At 71.1% G+C, this 21,206-nt stretch carries 18 protein-coding genes; 13 read left to right on the top strand and 5 right to left on the bottom strand.

From position 1 onward, the window contains the following. Window positions 1–8: 8 nt before the first annotated feature. The 7 genes from O2L01_RS02900 to O2L01_RS02870 are packed head-to-tail and all read left to right on the top strand — an operon-like array spanning window position 9 to window position 10,167. Window positions 9–1,685 carry an ABC transporter substrate-binding protein gene (locus O2L01_RS02900; RefSeq protein ID WP_270120256.1) on the top strand — a complete coding sequence of 559 codons (1,677 nt, stop codon included), beginning with the start codon at window positions 9–11 and terminating at the stop codon, window positions 1,683–1,685. 30 nt (window positions 1,686–1,715) lie between these two features. Further along, on the top strand, window positions 1,716–2,705 hold the full coding sequence (locus tag O2L01_RS02895) for an ABC transporter permease (RefSeq protein WP_270120255.1): 990 nt from the start codon (window positions 1,716–1,718) through the stop codon (window positions 2,703–2,705). Between the two features lie 13 nt (window positions 2,706–2,718). Beyond that, window positions 2,719–3,777, top strand: a complete 1,059-nt coding sequence (locus O2L01_RS02890; RefSeq protein ID WP_270120253.1) for an ABC transporter permease — start codon at window positions 2,719–2,721, stop codon at window positions 3,775–3,777. Continuing rightward, window positions 3,774–4,664, top strand: a complete 891-nt coding sequence (locus tag O2L01_RS02885; RefSeq protein WP_270120252.1) for an ABC transporter ATP-binding protein — start codon at window positions 3,774–3,776, stop codon at window positions 4,662–4,664. Before O2L01_RS02890 ends, O2L01_RS02885 begins: the two co-directional genes overlap by 4 nt. Then, window positions 4,661–5,563 (top strand): ABC transporter ATP-binding protein, encoded by a 903-nt coding sequence (locus O2L01_RS02880; RefSeq protein WP_270120249.1) that lies wholly within the window; start codon window positions 4,661–4,663, stop codon window positions 5,561–5,563. Before O2L01_RS02885 ends, O2L01_RS02880 begins: the two co-directional genes overlap by 4 nt. Further along, the gene (locus O2L01_RS02875) at window positions 5,560–7,632 is read left to right on the top strand and encodes a beta-galactosidase (RefSeq protein ID WP_270120247.1); all 2,073 of its coding nucleotides are present in this window, start codon (window positions 5,560–5,562) and stop codon (window positions 7,630–7,632) included. The genes O2L01_RS02880 and O2L01_RS02875 overlap by 4 nt, the downstream gene beginning before the upstream one ends. 33 nt (window positions 7,633–7,665) lie before the next feature. Then, the gene (locus O2L01_RS02870) at window positions 7,666–10,167 is read left to right on the top strand and encodes a glycoside hydrolase family 2 protein (RefSeq protein ID WP_270120246.1); all 2,502 of its coding nucleotides are present in this window, start codon (window positions 7,666–7,668) and stop codon (window positions 10,165–10,167) included. 90 nt (window positions 10,168–10,257) lie between these two features. Here the strand turns inward: O2L01_RS02870 and O2L01_RS02865 are convergent, their stop codons facing one another. Next, a complete protein-coding gene (locus tag O2L01_RS02865) occupies window positions 10,258–11,472 on the bottom strand; it encodes a trans-sulfuration enzyme family protein (RefSeq protein ID WP_270120245.1) in 1,215 nt (404 codons plus the stop codon). 98 nt (window positions 11,473–11,570) lie between these two features. On the opposite strand from O2L01_RS02865, the gene O2L01_RS02860 reads away from it, so the two are divergent. Both O2L01_RS02860 and O2L01_RS02855 read left to right on the top strand, forming a co-directional pair. Continuing rightward, a complete protein-coding gene (locus tag O2L01_RS02860; protein WP_270120244.1) occupies window positions 11,571–12,068 on the top strand; it encodes an Lrp/AsnC family transcriptional regulator in 498 nt (165 codons plus the stop codon). Window positions 12,069–12,073: 5 nt separating this feature from the next. Next, complete coding sequence (locus O2L01_RS02855; protein WP_270120242.1) at window positions 12,074–12,733, top strand: dihydrofolate reductase family protein; 660 nt, start codon at window positions 12,074–12,076, stop codon at window positions 12,731–12,733. A 6-nt stretch (window positions 12,734–12,739) separates the two neighbouring features. Here O2L01_RS02855 and O2L01_RS02850 read toward each other — a convergent pair whose 3' ends face one another. After that, window positions 12,740–13,951, bottom strand: coding sequence for an ROK family transcriptional regulator (locus O2L01_RS02850; RefSeq protein WP_270120241.1), 1,212 nt, complete (start codon window positions 13,949–13,951; stop codon window positions 12,740–12,742). 449 nt (window positions 13,952–14,400) lie between these two features. Here O2L01_RS02850 and O2L01_RS02845 point away from each other — a divergent pair, with 449 nt between their 5' ends. Beyond that, on the top strand, window positions 14,401–15,009 hold the full coding sequence (locus O2L01_RS02845; RefSeq protein ID WP_270120240.1) for a hypothetical protein: 609 nt from the start codon (window positions 14,401–14,403) through the stop codon (window positions 15,007–15,009). A 73-nt stretch (window positions 15,010–15,082) separates the two neighbouring features. Further along, the gene (locus O2L01_RS02840; protein ID WP_270120239.1) at window positions 15,083–16,201 is read left to right on the top strand and encodes a serine hydrolase domain-containing protein; all 1,119 of its coding nucleotides are present in this window, start codon (window positions 15,083–15,085) and stop codon (window positions 16,199–16,201) included. Window positions 16,202–16,268: 67 nt separating this feature from the next. Here the strand turns inward: O2L01_RS02840 and O2L01_RS02835 are convergent, their stop codons facing one another. Further along, window positions 16,269–17,729, bottom strand: coding sequence for an MFS transporter (locus tag O2L01_RS02835; protein ID WP_270120237.1), 1,461 nt, complete (start codon window positions 17,727–17,729; stop codon window positions 16,269–16,271). A gap of 109 nt (window positions 17,730–17,838) precedes the next feature. On the opposite strand from O2L01_RS02835, the gene O2L01_RS02830 reads away from it, so the two are divergent. Then, window positions 17,839–18,486, top strand: coding sequence for a TetR/AcrR family transcriptional regulator (locus O2L01_RS02830; RefSeq protein WP_270120235.1), 648 nt, complete (start codon window positions 17,839–17,841; stop codon window positions 18,484–18,486). A 49-nt stretch (window positions 18,487–18,535) separates the two neighbouring features. Here O2L01_RS02830 and O2L01_RS02825 read toward each other — a convergent pair whose 3' ends face one another. Together O2L01_RS02825 and O2L01_RS02820 are read right to left on the bottom strand one after the other, a co-directional pair. Beyond that, on the bottom strand, window positions 18,536–19,363 hold the full coding sequence (locus O2L01_RS02825) for a serine protease (protein ID WP_270120234.1): 828 nt from the start codon (window positions 19,361–19,363) through the stop codon (window positions 18,536–18,538). Window positions 19,364–19,467: 104 nt separating this feature from the next. Next, window positions 19,468–20,088 (bottom strand): histidine phosphatase family protein, encoded by a 621-nt coding sequence (locus O2L01_RS02820; RefSeq protein WP_270120232.1) that lies wholly within the window; start codon window positions 20,086–20,088, stop codon window positions 19,468–19,470. Between the two features lie 99 nt (window positions 20,089–20,187). On the opposite strand from O2L01_RS02820, the gene O2L01_RS02815 reads away from it, so the two are divergent. Continuing rightward, window positions 20,188–21,204: a LacI family DNA-binding transcriptional regulator gene (locus O2L01_RS02815; RefSeq protein ID WP_270120231.1), complete on the top strand. Its 1,017-nt coding sequence runs from the start codon at window positions 20,188–20,190 to the stop codon at window positions 21,202–21,204. The last annotated feature ends 2 nt before the right edge of the window (window positions 21,205–21,206 follow it).

Here is a 21,206-nt window from a genome sequence, read left to right as displayed (position 1 = left end):
GGACAATGATGTCTCTCTCCATCCGAAGGCGAAGTGCCGCGGCGCTGCTCGCGGGCGTGGCCGCGGTCGGCCTGCTCGCGACGGGCTGCTCCTCAGGCGGCTCCACCGGCAGCGGCGACCCGGCCACCCTCATCGCCTACACCGGCCAGGCCGGTGACTACCAGATCAACTTCAACCCCTTCTCGCCCTCCCGGATCGGCGCGCTCGGCACGATCTACGAGCCGCTGTTCTTCAACAACAAGGCCGAGGTCTCCGACCCCGTGCCGCTGCTGGGCACCGAATCGGCCTGGAGCGAGGACGGCACCGTGCTCTCGGTGACCCTCCGCGAGGGCGTCAAGTGGAGCGACGGCGAGGCGTTCACCGCCGACGACGTCGCCTTCACCTTCAACATGATCAAAGACAACCCCGCCATCAACACCGGCGGCTTCGACGGCGAGGTCGCGGCCGTCGACGACACCCACGTCACCCTCACCTTCGCCGAGCCCTCGTTCGTGCGCGGGCCCGACCTCCTCAACACGCCGATCGTCCCCGAGCACCTGTGGAAGGACGTCAACCCGGCCGAGGACGTCATCGAGAAGCCGGTGGGCACCGGCGCCTACATGCTCGACGACTTCAAGCCGCAGGCGTTCACCTACAAGGCCAACCCCGACTACTGGGGCGGCGAGCCCGCCGTGAAGCAGATCCGCTTCCTAGCGCTCTCCGGCAACCAGGCCGGCGCGGACGCGATCGCCGCGGGCACCATCGACTGGCAGACCGGCCCGATCCCGGACATGCAGAACACGCACGAGAACTTCCCGAACTACGACGCGTACACGCAGGCGCAGAACCAGATGGTGCTCTCCACCTGCTCGAGCGCCGACATGGGCTGCGAAGGGCCGCAGACCGATCCGGCCGTGCGCCAGGCGCTCTACTACGCGATGGACCGCGAGCAGATCAACAGCCTCGCGTTCATGGACACCGCCAGCGACATGTCGCCGACGTTCGCACTGACCCCGAGCCAGGACTCCTTCGTCTCGGCCTCGGTCACCGAGAAGACCGTGCCGATGGCGCCCGACACCGCCAAGGCCGGGCAGCTCCTCGAAGCCGCCGGCTGGGCCAAGGGCGACGACGGGATCTACGCCAAGGACGGCGAGCGCCTCTCGCTCACCATCGAGGTCGTGACCGGATGGACGGACTACATCACCGCCGTGGACACCATCACCTCGCAGGCGGCCGCGGCCGGCATCGAGGTCAAGGCCGCGCAGTCCTCCTGGAACGAGTGGACGGACAAGAAGGGCAAGGGCAACTTCCAGCTCGCGATCGACTCGCTGTGGCAGGGCCCGATCGCCGACCCGTACTACCTCTACAACTACTTCTTCGACTCCTCCTCGGGCGCCGAGGTCGGCGAGGCCGCCGGCAACAACTACTCGCGTTACTCCAACCCGGTCGTGGACGAGGCCATGCAGGCACTCGTGCAACTGCCGCTCGACGACGCCGCCGCGAGGCAGCCGTACTTCGACACGATCCAGGGCGAGATCGTGCGGGACATGCCGTACATCCCGATCCTCACGGGCGGTACGACCAGCGTCTGGAACACCGCGAAGTTCACCGGCTGGCCCTCCGACGACGACCTGTACGCCTTCCCGGCGGTCTGGTCGGCGATGGACGCCGCCGAGATCTTCAAGCACCTCGAGCCGAAGGGGTAGCGGGGCCCGTCGCCCCCGAAGGAGAACCGCATGAGCTACTTCCTGCGCAAAATCGGCTTCTACGCCGTCGCCCTGTGGGCCGCGCTGACGCTGAACTTCGCGATCCCCCGCATGCTCCCGGGCAACCCGGTGGACATCCTGCTGGCCAAGCTCCAGCAGCGCGGCGGCCAGATCACGCCCGAGACCAGGAAGGCGTACGCACTCCTCCTCGGGGGCGACGACACCCAGCCGCTGTGGCGGCAGTACTTCGACTACCTCGGGAACCTCTTCCAGGGCGACCTGGGCGTCTCGGTGAGCTACTACCCGGCGCCCGTGAGCGAGGTGATCGGCCAGTCCCTGCCCTGGACCGTGATCCTCGTCGGGCTGGCGACGGTCATCGCCGCCGTGCTCGGCGTCGCGCTCGGCGCGTTCGTCGGCTGGAAGCCGGGCACCTGGCTCGACTCCCTCATCCCCGCGACCACGCTGCTCGCCGCCGTCCCGTACTTCTGGCTGGCACTGCTGCTCACGTACCTGCTCGCCCGCGTCCTGGGCTGGTTCCCGCTGCAAGGCGGGTACGACGTGGTCCTCACGCCCGGATGGAACGCCGAGTTCATCGGCTCGGCGATCCAGTACGGCTTCCTGCCCGCGCTCACCATCGTGCTGGCCTCCATCGGCGGCTGGCTCCTGGGCATGCGCAACATGATGGTCTCCACCCTCTCCGAGGACTACATCCTCACGGCCGAGGCGAAGGGGCTCTCACCGCGGAAGATCCTGCGGTCCTACGCCTCCCGCAATGCGGTGCTGCCGTCCGTGGCCGGGTTCGCGATCTCGCTCGGCTTCGTCGTCTCGGGCTCGGTGATCACCGAGCAGGTGTTCTCGTACCCCGGCATCGGCGGCCGGCTGCTCGGCGCGGTGTCCAACAACGACTACGCGCTCATGCAGGGGCTCTTCCTCTTCATCACCCTCGCCGTGCTCGGCGCCAACCTCGTGGTCGACCTGCTGTACGGCCTGATCGACCCGCGCACCCGCGCCCGGTCCTGACGGGAGACGCACCATGACGAACCTGAAACCCACCAGCGAGCCCTCGGTCGCCGACAGCGCCGAACTGCTCGCCGAGACCTCGGTCGAGACGGGCCGCAAGCCCCGCGCGGGCTGGCGGATGCTCGTGCCCACCATGACCCCCTGGCTCGCGATCGGCCTCGGCCTCATCGCCGCCATCACCCTCTTCGGCCTCATCGGGCCGCTCTTCGTGGGCGACCCGCGGACCATCCGCGACATGGGCCTCACCCCGCCCTCGGGCGAGTTCTGGCTGGGCACCACCCAGACCGGCCAGGACGTGCTCGCGCAGCTCGCCTACGCCACCCGCGGCTCGCTGCAGATCGGCGTCATCGTCGGCCTGCTCGCCACCGCGCTCTCGGCGTTCTTCGGCATCTACGGCGCCTACCGGGGCCGGGTCGTGGACGAGGGGTTCTCCTTGTTCACCAACGTGTTCCTGGTGATCCCCGGCCTCCCGCTGGTCATCGTGATCTCCGGATTCGTGCCGGCCGAGAGCCGCGGACTGTGGACGATCGCGATCGTCCTGGCCGTCACGAGCTGGGCCGGCTCGGCCCGCGTGCTGCGCGCCCAGACCCTCTCGGTGCGCAACCGCGACTACGTGGCCGCCTCCCAGGTCTCGGGCGAGCGGCCCTGGCGGGTCATCGTGGTCGAGATCCTGCCGAACCTGCTCCCGGTGATCGCCTCCCAGTTCGTGTTCGCCGTCATCTCGGCGATCCTCGGCGAGGCCGGCCTGTCCTTCATCGGCCTCGGCGCCTCGAACTCCTCCACGCTCGGCACGATGCTCTTCTACGCGCAGAACGGGTTCGCGCTCTCGCTGGGCGCCTGGTGGTGGTTCGTCCCGCCGGGCCTCATCATCGCCCTGTTCGGCATGGGCCTCTCCCTCGTCAACTTCTCGATCGACGAGATCATCAACCCCAAGCTGAAGAACCTCCGCCTGCACCGCAAGCGCGCCCGCCGCGCGGCCCGCCTCGAACGCGAGCTCGCCCAGGCCTCCCGCCGCAACGGGGTCCCCTCCCAGCAAGCAAAGCCGAACCAGGACAAGGAGATCGCGCGATGACCGCCGACCAGCGCCAAGCGGTGCTCACCGTCGACGACCTCACCGTCGTCTACGAGACCGAGGAGCCGGTGACCGCCGTCAAGCACGCCGACCTCGTGCTCCACAAGGGCGAGATCCTGGGGCTCGCGGGCGAGTCCGGATGCGGCAAGACCACCCTCGCCTACGCCGTCAACCGCCTCCACCGGCCCCCGGCCCGCATCGCCTCCGGGCGCATCACCTTCCACGGCGACGACGGCGACACCGACATCCTCGCCCTCGACGACGCCGAGCTGCGCGCCTTCCGCTGGGAACGCCTCTCCATGGTCTTCCAAGGCGCCATGAACGCCCTCAACCCCGTCACCACCGTCCGCGCGCAGCTCAAGGACACCCTCCTCGCGCACCGGCCCCGCATGTCCCGCAAGGAGATCCGCGAACGATCCGAGGACGTGCTCACCCGCGTCGGCGTCGACCCGCGCCGCCTCGGCTCCTACCCGCACGAACTCTCCGGCGGCATGCGCCAGCGCGTCATGATCGCCATGGCCATGCTCCTCGAACCCCAGATCATGATCATGGACGAGCCCACCACCGCGCTCGACGTGGTCGTCCAGCGCGACATCCTCCGCGAGATCGTGCGCCTGCGCGACGAACTCGACTTCGCCGTCATCTTCATCACCCACGACCTGCCGCTGCTCCTGGAGATCAGCGACCGGATCGCCGTGATGCTCGACGGCGAGATCGTCGAACTCGAAACCGCCGACCGCCTCTACCGCGAAGCGAAGCACCCCTACACCCGCAAGCTCCTCGGCTCCTTCCCGAGCCTCTCGGGGGAGCGGGGCGCCTTCATCCGCACCGGCGTCGACGAGACCACTGAGGACAGCACCGTGGCAACCGCGAAGGAGCGGGCATGACCAGCGTCAAGATCACCGACCTCGTCAAGGACTACACGCTCCGCAGCGGCCTCAAGCGCACCCGCCTGCGCGCCGTCGACCACGTGAGCCTCGAACTCACCCCCGGCCGCACCGTCGCTCTCGTCGGCGAGTCCGGCTCCGGCAAGTCCACCATCGCGAAGATCCTCACCCGCATGGAACGACCCACCGCCGGCACCGTCGACGTGCGCCTCGACGACGGCACCCCCGTCACCAACGCCCACTACCGCCGCGAAGTCCAGATGGTCTTCCAGGACCCCTTCGCCTCCCTCAACCCCTTCCACTCCATCGAGCACCACATCGCCCGGCCCCTGAAGATCCACGGCCGCACCAAGACCCAGGACGACACCCGCGCGCGCGTCCTCGAGATGCTCGAACGCGTCAACCTCACCCCGGCCGAGGCCATCGCACCCCGCCGCCCGCACGAGCTCTCCGGCGGCCAGCGCCAGCGCGTCGCCATCGCGCGGGCCCTCGCCCCCGGCGCGCAAGTGCTCATCGCCGACGAGCCGGTGTCCATGCTGGACGTCTCGATCCGCCTCGGCGTGCTCAACCTCCTGGGCCGCCTGCAACGGGAAGACCAGCTCGCGGTCCTCTACATCACCCACGACCTCGCGACCGCCCGCCACTTCTCCGACGAGATCGTGGTCCTCTACCGCGGCCGCGTCGTCGAACGCGGCCCCTCGGACGCCGTGATCCTCGACCCGCACCACGACTACACCAAGCTCCTCGCGCTGGCCGCCCCTGACCCCGAGCGGCCCGGCCGCGTCACGTCGGAGGCGCCGGTCGACCGCGAGGCGATCGACAACAGCACCTGCTACGACCACTTCAAAGGCGAGTGGACCGAAGCCGGCGTCCCAGCCCGATCGGAGTCCAAGGCATGATCGACCCGTTCCAGAGCGGCGGCGGCGAGCCCGCGGTGCTCGCGAGCGTCCCCGCGCCGCCGCCCCCACCGCCTCCGATCCGCCTGGCCGACGGCCTGGCCTTCGGCGGCGACTACAACCCCGAGCAGTGGCCGCGGGAGGTGTGGGACGAGGACGTGCGCCTCATGCGCGAAGCGGGCGTGAACCTCGTGAGCCTGGGCATCTTCGCCTGGGGCACCATCGAGACCGCCCCCGGCGTACGCGACTGGTCCTGGCTCGACGACGCGGTGGACCTGCTGCACCGCAACGGGATCGGCATCGACCTGGCCACGCCTACGGCGGCCCCGCCGAGCTGGCTGCTGACCGCGCACCCGGAGATCGCCCCGGTGCTCGCGGACGGCTTCCGCGAACCCGCGGGCGGGCGCCTCGCCTGGTGCGCGGCCTCCCCGATCTTCCGCCGGTACGCGCTCCTCCATGTGGAGGCGCTGGCCGAACGCTACGGCCGCCACCCGGCGGTCCGCCTGTGGCACATCGGGAACGAGTTCGGCGGCGGCAACGCCCGCTGCTACTGCGACTTGTCCGCCGAGGCGTTCCGGGCGTGGCTGCGCGAGCGCCACGGGACCCTGCAGGCCGTCAACGCCGCGTGGGGCACCGAGCAGTGGGGGCACCGCTACAGCGACTGGGACGAGATCCTGCCCCCGCGCGGGCGGCACGGAGCGCCGAACCCGGGCCAGTTCCTCGACTACGAGCGCTACTCCTCGGATGCCCTGCTGTCGCAGTACCTGGCCGAGAAGGCCGTCATCGAACGGCATTCGGCCGCGCCGGTCACGACGAACCTCATGGTCGGCGCGGGCGCGCAGGTCGTGGACTACGCCTCCTGGACGCCGCACACCGCTATCGCCGCGAACGACCACTACACGCTGGTGGACGATCCGCTGCGGGAGCAGGAGCTGGCATTCGCGGGCGATCGGATGCGCGGCATCTCGGCCGGGCGCCGCCCCTGGCTGCTCATGGAGAGCTCCACCGGCAGCCCGAGCTGGCAGCCGCGCAACCGCTCCAAGGACCCCGGCGAGATCGTGCGGCACTCCCTCGGGCACATCGCCCGTGGCGCGGACGGCGCGATGTTCTTCCAGTGGCGCGCGTCGCGCGCCGGGGCCGAGCAGTTCCACTCGGCGATGCTGCCGCACAGCGGGACCCGATCGCGCGTCTGGCAGGAGGTCCTGGAATTGGGCCGCCACTTGCAGTCGCTCGCGGAAGTGCAAGGGACGCAGGTGGAACCGGCACGGGCGGCGATCGTCGTCGACGACGTCGCCGGATGGGCGCTCAACCACGGCCTCAAACCGCACCGCGGCCTCCGCTACGGTCGCGAGCTGCGCGAATGGCACCGCGCGTTGTGGGAGCGGCAGATCCTGTGCGACGTGGTCGCCCCCGACGGCGACTTCGACGGCTACGACCTGGTGATCGTGCCGACGCTGCTGAACATCGCCGAGTCCGACGCCGCGCGACTGCGGGCCGTGCCCGAGCGCGGCGGGTCCCTCCTGGTCACGTACCTGTCGGGCGTCTGCGACGATGACGGCCAGGTGATCACCGGCGGCTTCCCCGGCGCGTTCCGTGACGTCCTCGGCGCGTGGTCCGACGAGTTCTACCCGCTCCAGGCCGGCGAGTCCACGGCGCTGGACGACGGTACGGCCGTTGCGGAATGGACCGAGCGCGTCCACCTCGACGGCGCCGAGGCGGTCGTCCGGTACGACTCCGGCTCGCTCGCCGGAGGCCCGGCCGTCACCCGCCGCGCGGTCGGCGACGGCGCCGCCTGGTACGTCTCGGCGCACCTGGCCTCCGCCTCGATCGACCGCATCGCCGACCGGCTCATCGCCGAGGCCGCGCTCGCCCCCGTGGCCGAAGCCGAACCCGGCGTCGAAGCGGTGCGCCGCACCGGCGACGCGGGCTCGTTCCTGTTCCTGCTCAACCACACCGACGCCGACCGCAAGGCCACGGCCGAGGGGTTCGACCTGCTCGCGGGCGAACCCGTCGGCCCCGCCGTCACGATTCCCGCCGGCGGCGTGCGCGTCCTGCGCGAGCCGACCGCCTGACCGCTGACCTCACCCATCTCGAGGAGCCATTCCATGCCACACCCGCCGACCTTCCGCGCCCTCCACGAGGGATGGACGCTGACCGCCGCCGACCTGGCCGGCACCGCCCCCGAGGCGGTGGCCGCGCCGCTCGCGGACGGCATCCCGGCCGCCGTCCCGGGCGAGGCCCACCTCGACCTGCGCCGGGCCGGGCTCATCGCCGACCCGTTCGACGGCGACAACGAGGCCGCGCAGCAGTGGATCGGCGACACCGCCTGGCGGTTCACCACCACGTTCGACTGGACCGACGACGGCTCCGCCCGCCACGACCTGGTCGCGCACGGCCTCGACACCGTCGCCACCGTGGCGCTCAACGGGATCGAGATCGCCCGCACCGAGAACCAGCACCGGAGCTACCGCTGGGACGTGCGTGATGCGTTGCAGGAAGGCGCGAACACGCTCACGGTCACCTTCGCGGCCCCGATCCCGGAGGCGGTCGCCCGCGCCGAGCGCGACGGCGCGTTGCCGCACACCAACCACCACGAGTACAACCAGCTCCGCAAGATGGCCTGCTCCTTCGGCTGGGACTGGGGCATCGACGTCGCGGGCGCCGGGATCTGGAAGCCGATCGGCCTCGAATCCTGGTCGGGCGTGCGCGTCGCCGCGGTGCGCCCCCTCGTCGACGTCGTCGGCACGGACGGCGTCCTGACGGCCCATGTGGACCTGGAGCGCGACACCTCCGCGCCGGTCGAGGTCCGCGTCAAGGTCACCGGCCCCGACGGCGAGACCTTCGAGCAGCGTGCGACCGTCGCCGCCGAGCACGCCTCGGCCACTGTCGAAGTGACCGTCCCCGACGCGCGGCTGTGGTGGCCGGTCGGCCACGGCGACCAACCCCTCTACCGCGTCGAGGTCACCGCCGGAGACGCCGCTTGGGAGCGCCGGATCGGCTTCCGCACCGTCGAGCTCGACACCGAGCCCGACCCCGCCGGGGCGCCGTTCCTGTTGAAGGTCAACGGGGAGCGAGTCCTCGTACGCGGCGCGAACTGGATCCCCGACCACGCGTTCCTCACCGAGATCGACCGCGACCGGTACGCGCTGCGCGTCGCGGACGCCCTCGAGTCGAACATCAACCTGCTGCGCGTGTGGGGCGGCGGGATCTACGAGTCCGACGACCTGTACGACCTCGCGGACGAGCACGGCCTGCTCATGTGGCAGGACTTCCTGTTCGCCTGCGCCGCGTACAGCGAGGAGGACCCGCTGCGGTCCGAGATCGAGGCCGAGGTCCGCGAGAACGTGACCCGGCTCAGCCCGCACCCGTCGCTCGTGATCTGGAACGGCAACAACGAGAACACCTGGGGCTCGGTCGACTGGAGCTGGGCGCACCGCCTGAACGGGCGCGGCTGGGGCGACGCGTACTACACCGAGGTCCTGCCCGCGATCCTCGCCGAGCTCGACCCGACCCGCCCGTACTCGCCCGCGAGCCCGTACTCCTTCGGCGACTACCGGCACCCCAACGACGAGCGGTACGGGACCATGCACGTCTGGGACGTGTGGAACCGCGTCGACTACAAGGTCTACGCGGACTACCTGGCGCGCTTCGTCTCCGAGTTCGGGTTCCAGGCCCCGCCGGCCTGGTCGACGCTCGTGTCCGTGGTGCACGACGAACCGCTCGACCCGTTCGGCGCGGAGATGCTCGTGCACCAGAAGGCCAACCGCGGCAACGAGAAGCTGGAGCGCGGCTGGCAGGGCCACCTGCCCGACCCTGAGTCCATCGAGGACTGGCACTGGACGACGCAGCTCAACCAGGCGCAGGCGATCCGCTTCGGCGTCGAGCACTACCGGTCGCTCACCCCGCACAACACCGGCACGATCCTGTGGCAGCTCAACGACAACTGGCCCGTGGTCTCCTGGGCCGCGGTCGACTTCGCGGGGCACCGCAAGCCGCTGTGGCACGCGCTGCGCGACGCGTACGCGCCGCGGCTGGCGACGCTGCAGCCGCGCCCGTCGAACGAGAGCCGCGCGAACGCGTGGGAAGGGGTCAAGCCCGAGTTCGACCAGCTGGCGCTGGTGCTCGTGAACGACACGGGCGAGGCGTACTCGGGGTCGTTCACCGTGACCCGGGAGTCCTTCGACGGCAAGGTGCTCGCGAAGGCCGTGGTCGAGGCGCGGGTCGACCCGCGCGACGGCGCGACGGTCACGGTGCCCGCCGAAGTGGCGGCGTTCGGCGACCTGAGCGGCGAGTACATCCGCGCCGAGGGCGACGGCTTCGCGCCCGCGTTCTCCTACGGCGCCGAGGTGATCGACCAGGAACTGGACCCGCGTCCGTTCGAGGTCGCGGCCGAGGCCGTCGAAGGCGGATGCGTGCTGCACGTGTCCGCGAACTCGCTGGTGCGGGACCTGTTCTGTCACGCGGACAAGGTCGACCCGGCCGCCCGCGCCGAGCAGGGGATGCTCACGCTGCGAGCGGGCGAGTCGGCCCGGATCGACATCGTGTCCCCTTCGGGCGACCCGGCCGCCTTCGCCGCGGTCCTGCGCTGCGCGAACGACCTGCGTTAGGGGGCTACCCCCCCCCCCCCCCCCACCCGCCGGGGGGCCCCCCCTCGGCCCCCGCGCGGAGCAGCGGGCGCGGTCGCCTTCGGCGCCGGCTCACGCGACCGTCGGCTGCGCCGCGTCGCGTGAACCCGCCATCATGGACAGCGGGGGAGTGAGGGCCTGATCCAGATCGGCGATCAGGTCCTCGGGCGCTTCGAGCCCGATCGACAGCCGCACCAGGCTGTCCGCCGGGCGGGCGTCGGCCGCGACGGGCCGGTGCGTGAGCGCCGCCGGATGCTGAATGAGCGAGTCCACCCCGCCCAGCGACACCGCGTGCGTGAACAGCCGCACCGTCGAGGTCACCTGCGCGGCCTGCTCGAACCCGCCGCGCAAGTCGACCGAGATCATCGCCCCGGTGCCTAGCATCTGCCGCCCGATCAGCCCCTGCGGATCCCCGTCGCTCCCCGGGTAGTACACGCGGGCGACACTCGGATGCCGCTCGAGCCAACCGGCGACGCGCTGCGCGTGCTCCTGCTGCGCACGCACTCTGATCGGCAGCGTCGTCAATCCCCTGTGGAGCAGGTATGCGCCGAGCGGATGCAGGAGCCCGCCCGTCACCGCCCGGACCCGCCGCAGCGCGGCCGCCGTCTCCTCGTCGCAGGCGATCACCCCGGCGATCACATCGCCGTGTCCGCCAAGGTACTTCGTGGCGCTGTGCAGCACCATCGAAGCGCCGAAGTCGATCGGGTTCTGCAGCACCGGCGTCGCGAACGTGTTGTCCACCAGCACCGGAACCCCTTGGGCCGCTTCGACGACCGCCCGGATGTCGACCAGTTCGAGCGTCGGGTTCGCGGGCGTCTCGAGCACGACCATCGCCGTGTCGGGCCGGATCGCCTCGGCGACCTCGCCGGCCGCGCAGAAGGTCGCCTCGGTCCCGAGCAGCCCCGTGGACAGCAGGTGGTCGGTCCCGCCGTACAGCGGGCGGACCGCCACGACGTGCCGGCCGGTCCCGGCCGCGAGGATCGCCGCCGTCATCGCCGCCATGCCCGAGGAGAACGCCACCGCCGCCTCCGCGTGCTCCAACCGCGCCAGCGCCGTCTCGAACCGCGCCACCGTCGGATTCCACAGCCGCGCGTACACCGACCCGCCCTCGGTCGTCGGCGTGCCGCCGTTCGCCATGGCCTCGTAGGAGAGTCCGCCCGCCTCGATGCCCGGCAGCGGATTGGTGGAGGAGAGGTCGATGGGCAGCGCGTGCACGCCGAGCGCCGCCAGGTCCTCGCGGCCCGCGTGGACCGCCACGGTGTCGAATTGCAGTCGAGGCGAGATCATGCCCAGAATGTAGGCTGAACCGCAATTACGCGCAATACAGCCTGCGGAAATCCGCACAGATCGCGCGAATCCATGAAGATTCAGCGGAAGGACCGGGAATGGCCGAGGAGCGGTCGAAGAAAACGCAACCCCCAGCGGCGTCGCTCGACGGCACCGACCTGGCGATCCTCGCCGCGCTCGTCGAGGACGGCCGGATGACGAACGCCGCGCTGGCGGTCCGTGCGGGCGTCGCCGAGTCCACCTGCGCGTACCGGCTGCGCGCGCTCCGCGAATCGGGCGTCCTCACCCGCATCGCCGCCCACCTCGACCCCGAGGCCTTCGGCCGCCCGCTACACGCGATCATCAAGGTGCGCTTGGGAAGCCACAGCCGCGAGCACGTGCACCACCTCTACGACCGCCTGGTCGAACTGCCCGGCGTGATGACCGTCTTCCATGTGGGCGGCGACGACGACTTCCTCCTCCACGTCGCCGTGGCCGGACCCGAGGCGCTGCGCGACCTCATCCTCGAGCACGTGACCGCCCACGCCGTCGTGCGCCAGACCGAGACCCAGCTGGTCTTCGAAGTCCGCGAGGGCCGCGGCGTGCTGCCCCGGTAGGTGGAATGCTGGAGCCCAACGACACCGGACTCTCAACGACGAATGTGGAGGTGCGCATGGGCAAGGTCGTCTGCGGCATCACGATCACGGCCGACGGCTACGCGGCCGGTCTCAACCAGACGGAGGAGCGGCCGTTCGGCGACGACGGCGGCAACGGCATGGGCGAGAGCCTGCACGCCTGGATGTTCGACACCGCCGAGGAGAACCCCGAGGAGATCGCGCAGATGACCGCCGCCAAGGCGTTCATCATGGGCCGCAACATGTTCGGCCCCGTCCGCGGCGAATGGGACCGCGAATGGAACGGCTGGTGGGGGGACGATCCGCCCTACCACGCGCCGGTCTTCGTGCTCACCCATCACCCGCGCGAACCGCAGGTGATGGACGGCGGCACCACCTACACGTTCGTCACCGACGGCATCGAGTCGGCGCTGGCGCAGGCGCGCGAGGCGGCCGGCGACGGCGAGATCGCGGTCATGGGCGGCGCGACCACGGTCAACCAGTACCTTGCGGCCGGACTCATCGACGAGCTGCGGCTCCACATCGCACCGATCACGTTCGGCGCGGGCACGCGGCTCTTCGAAGGCGTCCCGCCGCTCGACCTGGAGCAGGTGAGCGCTCGCGCGGCCACAGGCGTGGTCCACGTGACCTACCGCGTGCGCCGCTGAGGCGGTTCAGAGCGCCGGAATGACCCTGGTGGTCACCAGGCCGACGTCTCTCATGAAGCGCTCCAAGGCGATCGCGGCGATGCCCTCCATCCCGCACCTGGGGGAGATCTCGATCGCGAGGCCCGCCGCGGCGTCGCCGGGGGCGTCCGCGAGGACTCGCTGCCGCACGATCGGCAGGACCCGCTCGCGCGACGCGGGCGCGTCGGCCCAGCCCGACAGGGTGATGACCTCGGGGTTGAGGATCGCGACGAGGTCGGTGAGCGCGGCGCCGAGGTAGTGGGCGCTGCGCTCGACCGTCGCGATCGCGGCCGGGTCGCCGGACTCGACCGCGGCGGCCAGGTCCGATGCGAACGTCCAGTCGTCGCGGTCGCCGGCGAGCGGGTGGCCGGGCGCGATCTCGGCGAGTGTGCGCTGGATGCCCGGCAGGCCGACGTACGCCTCGACGCATCCGTCACGGCCGCACCGGCATCGGCGGCCCTCGAAGGCGAGCAGGCTGTGGCCCCATTCGCCCGCCGCGTTCGTGGCGCCGCGCACGACCACGCCGTCCTGGATGATGCCCGCGCCCACCCCGATGCCGAGGCTGACGGCGACCACGTTCGCGGAGCGGCGCCCGGCGCCGAGCCACAGCTGCGCGGTCGCGATCGCCTTGAGCGGGTTGTCGACCACGACCGGCAGGCCGAGCCGGTCGCGCAGCCGGTCGAGGTGGAGCCAGATCGCGCTCGGCACCGTCTCGGCCTTCACCGGCCGCTGCATGCCGCCGGGCAGGAGGATGCCGACGCCGAGGATGTCCTCGCGGCTCGCCTTCGCCTTCCCGAGCGCGTCGTCGAGCGCGCCGACGATCCACTCGATCACGTCGTCGGCGTCCTCCACCGGCTCTTCGGAGGTCGCCTCGACCGTCGAGAGCTCGCCCAGCGCCGCGTCGAACACGGTCGCCTCCAGGTACCGGTCTTCCAGGTAGAAGCCGACGACCCGGCCGCGATCGGCGTTGAGCCGCAGCCCGGTCGTGGGCCGACCGATGCCGCCGTGCACCGGGCCGGTCTCGGCGATGATCTCGTACTTGAGGAGGTCCTGCACGATCGTGGAGACCGTCCCGAGGCTCAGCCCCGTGGCCTCGGCGAGCTCGTTGCGGGTCGACCCACCCGCCGCGAGCAGCGCCCGCACGACCACGAGCCGCGATTCGCTGCGGATGTCGCGTGACGTGAGCCGGGCGGCGGCCATGAGCCCTCCTGAATGTTCGGCTTTGAAGACTAACAAAGGATTTCGCCCCGATTCGCGTCCTCGACGACCGATGCATCCGTGACCGCTGTCTCGTCGAATACGCAGCGGCCGCCCGGCCGCCCCGGTGGTCCTGGACCGCCCCGCCCGAGCGGTCGGCGAAGAGATCCTCGACCTCTACCGCCGCGAGGCGGCACTGGCCGACGCGGCCGTCGCCGGCCTGCCGCTCGACGCCGGCCCGGCCTGGCGGCCCGACCCCCACGGGCCCTGGCGCCACGGCGACCTGCGCGAGGTCATGCGTCATCACCGACACCGCCTGCCACGCAGGGCAACTCGACATCCCGCGGGAACTCTGCGACGGCCGCCAGTGGGCTCATGGTCGACCAGCCGCGATGTCGCTGGGGCGCAGTACCGTGGGAAGGGAGTGCCGACCCCTACCGAAAGGCCCTCGCATGGCGGCCGATACCCCCGCGACCCACGGCGACCCGGACGCGCTCCTCGCGCTCTACACCACCGACCGGGACAAGCTCTCCACACTCGCGGGCGAGCGCCTGGCGCTCCTCGCCATCCAGGTCACGTACCTCGGCCTCGCCATCATCGCGCTCGGCGGCCAGCGGCCGATCGGCGGCGAATGGGTCGCGGCCTTCAGCGCCGCGCCCCTGTGGTTCATGCACGCCCACCACCAGATCCTCGTCGCGGCGGCCCTGCAGCGCTCCCGCTCGGTGGTCCTGCTCGAACGGCACGTCGTCGCCCGCGCGGGCCTTCCCGCGGAGGACCACGGCGAGATCGGCCACCGCGCGGGCGTCACGATCCGCGAGCTCACCGGCAGGTACCGGATCTTCAAGATCCAGATCCTGATCTCCTTCGGCGGCATCGCCGCCGCCCTCATCTCGTTCACCGGATACGCGCTGGTGGTGGCCGCCGCCAACTCGAGCTGGCATTCGCTGCCGGTGCTCCTCGCGATCCTCTTCTACGGCGCGTTCGCCGCGACCGCCGCGATCGGCTGGACGCGCACGATCCAACTCCAGCTCGCGACCGCGCGGACCGGCCGCCTGGAGTGAACCCGTTCCGCGTCAGCGGTCATGTCAGCGCGATGCAAGGACGGCGACAGGACGGCCTCCGATAGTTGGGGGCATGAACGAGAACCTCACCACGGCGACCGCCACCGCCACCGCCAACCCAGTCGAGCAGGAGCGCCCCGCGCTCCAGCGGGCCATGGAAGGCGTCGTCGCCGCCGGATTCACCGGCGTGCAGCTGCGCGTCACCGATGCGCACGGCGAATGGACCGCCAGCGCCGGGCACCGCGAGATCGGCGGCACCGAGAAGCCCTCCACCGAAGGCGCCTTCCGCATCGGCTCCAACACCAAGACCTTCACTGCGGCTCTGGTGCTCCGCCTCGTGGCCGAAGACGGGATCGACCTCGACGCCCCGGTCGCCGACCTGCTGCCGAAGTTCACGCTGGACCCGCGCATCACCGTGCGGATGCTCTTGCAGCACACCAGCGGCGTCTACAACTTCACCGGCGACTTCGAGGACGGCGAACTCGTCCCCGGCATCACCTGGCAGGGCAAGGCCTGGGTCGAGGACCGGTTCAGGACCTTCTCGCCCGAGGAGCTGGTCGAGTTCGCGCTCGCGAAGCCGCTCAACTTCGAACCGGGCACGGCCTGGAGCTACTCCAACACGAACTACGTCCTGGCCCGCCTCGTGGTCGAGGCGGCCACCGGCCGCCCGTTCCCCGAGGAGATGCGCCGACTCGTCCTGGACCCGCTGGGCCTCAAGGACACCGCGGTCCCCGAGACCTCGCCGGACATTCCCGGCGAGCACGCCCACGGCTACTACAGGCTTGAGGAGGACGGCGAGGTGCGGATCGTCGACGTCTCCCGCATGAACCCCTCGCGGGTCTCCACGGGCGGCGACATGATCTCGACGACGAAGGACCTGCAGGCGTTCATCACCGGACTCCTCGGCGACGAGTTCCTGCCCGCCGGGCTCCTGGCCGAGATGGTCGAGCCCTACCCGACCCCGATCCCGAACATGGGCTACGGCCTCGGCGTCTTCGTCCAGGAGACGGCAGGCGGCACGCTCATCACCCACAACGGCGGCATCGCCAGCTATGCGGCCCTGATGTTCAGCACGCCCGACGGCTCCAGGACGCTCACCGCCTCACTGAACTATGTGGATGATGTCCGGATGACCCTCGCGACGGCGTTCCAGGAAGTCCTCCAGAGCTTGGTCGACGAGGTCTTCGCCTAGAGCCCCTATGCGTCAGGCCGCGGCCGCACCACCCGGTGCCGCCGCGGCCCGACGCGTGCCGGTCCCCTTACGCCGGCGCGCCCGCGGTCTGTAGCGCCTCCGCCGCTGATTCCGGTTCGCGCCTGCGGCGCGGCAGGAACGCCGCGATGAGCATCGCGCCTATGGCCGCGCCCGCCGAGATCGCCATGATGAGCTGGAACCCGGCCTCCGAAGGCACTGCCGTGCCGTGGAAGTCGGTGGTCATGTTCGCCAGGACCACGCCGGAGACGGCGCTGGCGAACGAGGTGCCGATCGAGCGCATCAGCGTGTTGAGGCTGTTGGCCGAGGCGGTCTCGGACGGCGGCGTCGCGTCCATGATCAAGGCCGGCATGGCGCCGTAGGCGAGTCCGATGCCGACGCCGATGAGCGCGGAGACGACCACGAGCTGCCAGATCTCGGCCATGAAGACCGTGCCGAGCGCGTACGCGGCGGCCACGACGACCGCGCCGGTCATCAGGGTCGTCTTGGGGCCCTTGGCCTTCGTGATCCTGGCCGAGACCGGCGCGAAGAGCATCATCGCGATGCCCGAGGGCGCCATGACGAGGCCGACGGCGACCATCGACTGTCCCATGCCGTATCCGGTGGCCTCCGGAAGCTGGATCAGCTGCGGCAGCAGTAGTGAGATCGCGAGGGTCGCGAAGCCGAACACGATCCCGGCGAGGTCGGTGAGCAGCACCTGGCGGCGCGCGGTGGTGCGCAGGTCCACCAGCGGCTCGCGCGTCTTGAGCTCGAACCGCCCCCAGGCCAGCAGGATCACGACGGCCGCGGCGAACATGCCGAGCGTCAGCGGGTCGGTCCAGCCCCAGCCGGCGCCCTTGGAGACGGCCAGCAGCAGCGCGACCAGGCCCGCCGAGAGCCCGGCGGCCCCGACGAGGTCGAAGCGGCCGCCGCTGCGGACCTTGGATTCGGGGACGATCGAAGCCACGAGGCCGATGCACACGACGCCGATACCGGCTGCGGCCCAGAACAGGACGTGCCAGTCGACGTTGTCGGCGAGGAACGCGGCGGCCGGGAGGCCGAGCGCGCCGCCGACGCCGAGGGAAGCGCTCATGAGCGCCATCGCGCCGGGCAGGCGTTCCTTGGGCAGCTCGTCGCGCATGATGCTGATGCCCAGCGGGATGACGCCCGCCGAGAGGCCCTGCATGGCGCGGCCGACGATCATCGGCGTGAGGGTGTCGCTCATCGCCACGACCACCGAGCCGGCGGCCAGGAGGCCGAGGCTCACCAGGAGCATCCGGCGCTTGCCGTACATGTCGCCGAGCCGGCCCATCACGGGCGTGGCCACGGCGGCCGCGAGCAGCGTCGCGGTCACGGCCCACGACGTGTCGGCGGGGGAGGCCCCGAGCAGGCCCGGGAGCTCGGGCAGCAGCGGGATGATCAGGGTCTGCATGAGCGCCACGGTGATGCCGGCGAAGGCCAGGACGGCCACGACCGCGTTCGTCTTCGGTGGTCGCTCGCCCGCGAGGGGCGTGTCTGGGACGGTGTTCATCGGTTTCCTTACCTGTCGATGACCTCAATAGTAAGTCAAGTGACTGACTTATGAAATAGGGTAGGCTTGCGAGTGGCCGATCAGACAGCTTTCGAAGGAGGACGCCGCCATGCCCGCCGGGACCAGACGCGCTGAACAGCTCCACGCCACCCGGGAGGCGATCCTCGACGCCGCCGAGCGGCTGTTCGCCGAGCAGAGCCTGGAGGTCTCGGCCCGCAAGGTGAGCGAGACCGCCGGCCAGGGCAACAACACCGCCGTGACCTACCACTTCGGCTCCAAGGAAGGGCTCGTCAAGGCCGTGATCGAGCGGCACTCGGCCGACATCGAGGAACGCCGCCGGGCCATGATCGACCGCGCCGACGGCTCCGACGACCTCCGCGACTGGCTCGCCTGCCTCGTCCGGCCCCTGACCGATCACCTTGCGGCGCTGGGCAATCACACCTGGTACGCCCGCTTCCGCGAGCAGACCGCGACCGACCCCGCCTATCGGGCCGTGCTCACCCGCGAATCCCGCGAGGCGGCGGCCCTCCAGCGCACGGTCCGCGAGATCGACCGGTGCTTCCCGCCGCTGCCGCCCGAGGTCCGCGCCGAGCGCGGCGCCATGATGCGCCTGCTCCTCGTCCACATGCCCGCCCAACGCGAACGCCAACTCGCCGAAGGCGAACCGACCGCCAGTGCCGACTGGGACGGCGCCGCGAACCGCCTCATCGACGCCATCGTGGCCATCTGCCACGCCCCCGCCGCATCGGACGTGTGAACGGCGAAGGGCCGGAAGGGATGCCCCCTTCCGGCCCGGTTCTCCTGCGTCAGGACCAGTCGTCGATCACGTCGTCGATCGCGCTGTTGAAGTCCGCGACCTCGGCGTAGACGCCTGGGCTGCCGGCTTCGGCGCATCCGTAGCCCCAGCTCACGATGCCGACGAGGGTGAGCTCGCCGTCCTCGTTCGGGGCCATGATCGGGCCGCCGGAGTCGCCGTCGCAGGAGTCGACGCCGCCGTTCTCGAGGTCGCCCGCGCAGAGCATGGTCTGCGCGTCGAACTCGCCGGGGTAGGCCGCCTCGCAGTCGTCATCGCTGACGAACGGCACCTCGACCCAGCGCGCGACGGTCGGGAAGCCCGAGCCGGTCTCGCCCCAGCCGGCGGTCTCGAGGACGTCGAACTCCTCGGGCTCGGTGCCCACGTCGATCGGTTCGACGTCGACGGGTTCGTCGAGGAGGAGGAGCGCCCAGTCGTTCGCCAGGTCGACCGGCTCGTTGTAGTCGTGCGCGATGTGGATGTCCGACACGGTGGTCTCGACGATGTCGGGGGACTCGAGGTCCACCGAGCCCGAGCGCACGACGAGCCCGTCAGGGCCCGAGACCGCTTCGGCGCAGTGCGCGGCGGTGAGGACGATGTCCTCGGTGATGACGGTGCCGCCGCAGAGCAGCGAGCCGTCGTCGGCGTAGGCGAGGCTGACCAGCCAGGGGTACTGGCCCTCCTCGGCGGGCTGGCCGCCGATGATCTTGGCTTCGAAGTCGTCCTCGGTCTTCGGTTCGCCCGCGTTGGCGGCGATGCCGGTCCACGCGAGCGCCACGGCGCCGAGGCCGGCTGCGACGCCGGCGCCGAGGCGGAGCAGGTGCTTCCGCTTTCTGTCCACTGTGAATCCTTTCGGGGTGTAGCAGGGGGTCGGCCCGTTCGGCCCGCCCGCGCCCGAAAATATCCGTGTTGTCTCGGGACCCCTCCCGAACCGCTTGGGGGGCTTCAGAGGTGTCGCGCGTCCCCGAGCCGCAGGACCAGCCGTCCGCGGTAGCGGTCGTCCTCGTGGAGGGTGGTGATGCTGCCCGAGGGCGCTTTGAAGAGGGCGTACCCGAGTGCTTCGAGCGGCATCTTGATCCAGGCGGCGACCAGGAACGAGAACGCGTAGCCGTGGGTGACGACGATCTGGTGCTCGCACGGGCGGCTCACGAGGTCGTCGAGGGCCGCGTACATCCGTTGCGCGAGTTCGGCTTTCGACTCGGCTCCGGGGATGACGCGGTGCGCCATCGGGTCGCCGTCCGCCGGCGGCGGGATGAACAGCTCGTCCCAGCGGGACTGCGGGTGGCCTTCGGCCTCACCGAAGCGGGACTCGCGGAGACGGGCGTCGAGGACCGGTTCGAGGCCGAACCGCTCGCCGATGACGTCGGCGGTCTGCTTGGTGCGCTTGAGGTCCGAGGAGTACAGCTCCACTTTGGTCTCGGTGGGGATCGCGGCGCGGAGCGCTGCGGCGATGCGCCCGGCGGACTCGGTGCCGGCGGGGGTCAGGTCGGAGTCGTGCCAGCCGCCGACGAGGCCGTCGACATGGTGGGTGGCCTGCGGATGGGTGACGACATGGAGGGTGCGCACGCGGAAGGGCCTTTCAGTCGGCGGGGGAGTGCTCGACTCTAGACCGGCGGCCGGGCGGGGGTTCGCATAGGATTGGCGCCGACGCAGAGGAGGGCGGGCATGTCGACATCGCGGGGCGCGCGCCAGCCGACGATCAAAGAGGTCGCCTCGCGCGCGGGGGTCAGCCCGATGACCGTGTCGCGCACGCTCGCGGGCGGCGTCAACGTGCGGCCCGACCTCCAGGAGCGGGTGATGGCGGCCGTGCGCGAGCTCGGCTACTACCGCAACGAGAACGCGCGGAGCCTGCGGCCGGGCCAGCCCAGCGGCCTCATCGGAGTCGCGATCACCAACCTCGCCAACCCGTACTACGGGAACTTCGCGCTCGGCGTCGAGGAGGTCGCCGCCGAGCACGGGCGGCGGATCATCCTCGGCAACACCGGCGAGGACGCCGGGCGGGAGCGCCAGCTCGTGAGCGACTTCATCGGCCGTCAGGTCGACGGCCTGATCCTGGTGCCGACCAGCGGCGACGCCGAGCACCTGCAGCCCGAGCGGCTGGGGGACGTGCCGCTCGTGCTCGCCTCGCGGCGCGTGCCGGGCCTCGACGTGGACACCGTGCTCCTCGACGACGTGGGCGGCGCGTACCGCGGCACACTGTCCCTTCTGGATGCCGGGCACACCCGGATCGGCTTCCTGGGCAACCGCAGTTCCGTGTTCACCGGCGAGCGCCGGTACCGCGGCTACGAGCGGGCGATGACCGAGCGCGGGGCGCCGATCGACCCGTCGATCATCGCCCGGGACCAGCAGGACGTGGACGCCGCGAGCCGGGCCGCGCGGGCGATGCTCGACCACCCCGAGCCGCCCACGGCGATCTTCAGCGCCAACAACCGCAACACGATCGGCGCGCTGCGCGAGATCGGGCGGCGCCTCCGCGACGGCGTGCCCGGGCCCCGCCCGGCCCTCGTCAGCTTCGACGACTTCGAGCTCTCCGAGCTCATGCCGGTGCCTGTGACGGTGATCGACCACGACGCGCGCCTCCTCGGCCGCGAGGCCGCGACGCTGCTCTTCGCGCGCCTCGAAGGCACGGCCGAGGCGGAGGCGACCACGGTCGAACTGCCCGTCACGATCGAGCATCCCTGAGG

The sequence above is a fragment of the Glycomyces lechevalierae genome (genome assembly GCF_027622945.1).
Lineage (GTDB): Bacteria > Actinomycetota > Actinomycetes > Mycobacteriales > Micromonosporaceae > Glycomyces > Glycomyces rutgersensis.
Note: the sequence above shows the minus strand (reverse complement) of the source record. Positions and strands in the feature narration are given on the sequence as shown.

Coding starts and splice junctions, on each gene's coding strand:
- O2L01_RS02885 (WP_270120252.1), top strand. CDS start 3,774: ATGACCGCCGACCAGCGCCAAGCGGTGCTCACCGTCGACGACCTCACC.
- O2L01_RS02855 (WP_270120242.1), top strand. CDS start 12,074: ATGCTGGAGCCCAACGACACCGGACTCTCAACGACGAATGTGGAGGTG.
- O2L01_RS02865 (WP_270120245.1), bottom strand. CDS start 11,472: ATGATCTCGCCTCGACTGCAATTCGACACCGTGGCGGTCCACGCGGGC.
- O2L01_RS02895 (WP_270120255.1), top strand. CDS start 1,716: ATGAGCTACTTCCTGCGCAAAATCGGCTTCTACGCCGTCGCCCTGTGG.
- O2L01_RS02815 (WP_270120231.1), top strand. CDS start 20,188: ATGTCGACATCGCGGGGCGCGCGCCAGCCGACGATCAAAGAGGTCGCC.
- O2L01_RS02880 (WP_270120249.1), top strand. CDS start 4,661: ATGACCAGCGTCAAGATCACCGACCTCGTCAAGGACTACACGCTCCGC.
- O2L01_RS02850 (WP_270120241.1), bottom strand. CDS start 13,951: ATGGCCGCCGCCCGGCTCACGTCACGCGACATCCGCAGCGAATCGCGG.
- O2L01_RS02890 (WP_270120253.1), top strand. CDS start 2,719: ATGACGAACCTGAAACCCACCAGCGAGCCCTCGGTCGCCGACAGCGCC.
- O2L01_RS02860 (WP_270120244.1), top strand. CDS start 11,571: ATGGCCGAGGAGCGGTCGAAGAAAACGCAACCCCCAGCGGCGTCGCTC.
- O2L01_RS02830 (WP_270120235.1), top strand. CDS start 17,839: ATGCCCGCCGGGACCAGACGCGCTGAACAGCTCCACGCCACCCGGGAG.
- O2L01_RS02900 (WP_270120256.1), top strand. CDS start 9: ATGTCTCTCTCCATCCGAAGGCGAAGTGCCGCGGCGCTGCTCGCGGGC.
- O2L01_RS02845 (WP_270120240.1), top strand. CDS start 14,401: ATGGCGGCCGATACCCCCGCGACCCACGGCGACCCGGACGCGCTCCTC.
- O2L01_RS02835 (WP_270120237.1), bottom strand. CDS start 17,729: ATGAACACCGTCCCAGACACGCCCCTCGCGGGCGAGCGACCACCGAAG.
- O2L01_RS02840 (WP_270120239.1), top strand. CDS start 15,083: ATGAACGAGAACCTCACCACGGCGACCGCCACCGCCACCGCCAACCCA.
- O2L01_RS02875 (WP_270120247.1), top strand. CDS start 5,560: ATGATCGACCCGTTCCAGAGCGGCGGCGGCGAGCCCGCGGTGCTCGCG.
- O2L01_RS02870 (WP_270120246.1), top strand. CDS start 7,666: ATGCCACACCCGCCGACCTTCCGCGCCCTCCACGAGGGATGGACGCTG.